Consider the following 2206-nt stretch of genomic DNA (forward strand, 5'->3'; position numbering starts at 1 on the left):
ATATGTTATTTAATATTGAAAAACTATTTCAAATTATGATACTTTGTTACTGATTGAAAATCAAAAAAATTCCTTCAATTTTTATTCCTCAAACTTGCCCCAAACATTACGCGACAGTGACGAAGAAAGCCATTAAACTCTACCGCCTTCTAACAAAGCCGAGTCAAAGCTCGGCTTTGCACATTTGTTGAGTGAACAGTTAGTAAATTTACGTTATAGTGTGCCATAGACTTATATACCACTCAGGCAACTATGGATGCTTTAGAAATTAACCAATTATCTAAAACCTATGCAAATGGGATTAAGGCTGTTAACAACATCGACCTCAAAGTAAAATCTGGGGATTTTTTCGCCCTCTTAGGTGCCAATGGCGCCGGTAAATCAACCACTATTGGACTTATTACCAGTCTAGTTAGCAAAAGTGCTGGGAGCATTAAAATTCACGGCTTTGATTTAGAGCGTCAAACGACAGAAGCCAAATCGTGCTTAGGCTTAGTCCCCCAAGAAATAAATTTAAGTATTTTTGAAACCGGCGAGCAAATTCTATTAAACCAAGCAGGATACTATGGCGTTCCTCGTCGCCATGCTCAATCAAGAGCTGATGATTTATTAAAGCGCTTAGGTTTATGGGAAAAAAGACACTCGATTGTCAGACATCTATCCGGTGGCATGAAAAGACGATTAATGATAGCACGCGCCTTAATTCACCAACCGCAAGTTTTAATTCTTGATGAGCCTACGGCTGGGGTGGATATTGAAATTAGACGAAGCATGTGGGAATTTTTAACCGAAACAAATGCCCAAGGGACCACCATTATTCTGACTACCCATTATTTGGAAGAGGCAGAACAACTATGTAAGAATATAGCCATAATTGATAAAGGAAGCATCATTAAAAACACCTCTATGAAAACCTTATTAAATAGCCTCACTCATCAAACCTTTATTTTTAACACGGAAAATACCCTAGACGTCTTGCCCGAAATGGAATTATTTAAAACGCAACTGATTGATGCCAATAGTTTTGAACTTCAAGTCAGCAATAAGCTTTCATTAAATGATATCTTTGCAGTTTTAAATCAGCACGGTATTAAAATACATAGTATGCGTAATAAAACCAATCGACTAGAAGAACTCTTTATGGATTTAATAAAAAATGGCCATTAAACAACAAACCATTGCAGTTTATACCTTAATAAGACGCGAATTAATTCGTATGTTCCGCATTTCAAGCCAAGTGTTTTTACCACCGGTCATCAGCACAACCCTCTATTTTTTAATATTTGGGAAATTAATTGGACCGCGAATAGGTACCATTCATGGTGTAGATTACACTCTGTTTATCGCTCCAGGTCTGATTATGATGGCGGTAATCGTAAACTCCTATGGGAATGTTTCATCCTCCTTATTTAGCACCCGTTTTCAAAAAAACATTGAAGAGATGCTGGTCAGCCCGATGCATTATAGTCTCTTACTTTTAGGCTATACCGTGGGTGGTATATTAAGAGGAGTCATTGTCGCTTTACTGGTATTTATCGTGGCTAGCTTCTTTTTGACTATTACCTTCGATCATTTACCACTCACCCTCCTCGTTGTAGTCCTCGTCTCCGCTGTTTTTGCTTTAGCAGGCTTTACCAATGCCATGCTTGCCCGCAATTTTGACGATATTATGCTAATCCCTACTTTTGTCTTAACCCCCCTAACTTATTTAGGAGGCGTCTTTTACAGTATTGAAATGCTGCCTGATTTTTGGCAAAAACTATCCTATTTTAATCCTATTTTTCATACCACCAATGCCTTAAGGCATGCCATGATTGGCGAAGAAAATGCCGAAATGGGCATGGCAATGAGTATTATTGGGCTCATGCTGCTGATATTAACCCTAATTAATCTGGTTCTTTTAAAGAAAGGTGTCGGCTTGCGGGAATAAGAGCTTTCCCTTTTCTTTCCCGGGCTCGCTCATTACGCCTAGTTAAGATTTTTTATTGGCTTTAGCGAAGCAAACCCGGCAAAGAGATAAGGGGGCCTTGCTTTTGATTACTTAGCCCAAGCATTTATTAGGGCTTTATTCACCAGAAAGATGGGCAGATAATAACTCATGTTACGCACGGTCAATTTTAAGCTGCCATATTTTTAAGCTCCTGCCAAGCAATCTGGTTCGCTCTAAGAATCAATTTGTACTTAATAGCAAAGTGATTTAAATGAG

2 protein-coding genes are annotated in these 2206 nt (G+C 38.4%); both read left to right on the forward strand.

Features of this window, described 5'->3' with window-relative positions; translation table 11 throughout:
* The first annotated feature begins 252 nt into the window (after nucleotides 1-252).
* Nucleotides 253-1167 carry an ABC transporter ATP-binding protein gene (locus ELY15_RS15290; RefSeq protein WP_127101550.1) on the forward strand — a complete coding sequence of 305 codons (915 nt, stop codon included), beginning with the start codon at nucleotides 253-255 and terminating at the stop codon, nucleotides 1165-1167.
* Nucleotides 1157-1930 (forward strand): ABC transporter permease, encoded by a 774-nt coding sequence (locus ELY15_RS15295; RefSeq protein WP_127101552.1) that lies wholly within the window; start codon nucleotides 1157-1159, stop codon nucleotides 1928-1930. The genes ELY15_RS15290 and ELY15_RS15295 overlap by 11 nt, the downstream gene beginning before the upstream one ends.
* Nucleotides 1931-2206: the final 276 nt, after the last annotated feature.

This window comes from Legionella sp. km772 (genome assembly GCF_003989735.1).
GTDB lineage: Bacteria > Pseudomonadota > Gammaproteobacteria > Legionellales > Legionellaceae > Legionella.

Bases quoted from the DNA above. Each gene is read 5' to 3' on its own strand.
- ELY15_RS15295 (WP_127101552.1), top strand. From the start codon at position 1,157: ATGGCCATTAAACAACAAACCATTGCAGTTTATACCTTAATAAGACGC.
- ELY15_RS15290 (WP_127101550.1), top strand. From the start codon at position 253: ATGGATGCTTTAGAAATTAACCAATTATCTAAAACCTATGCAAATGGG.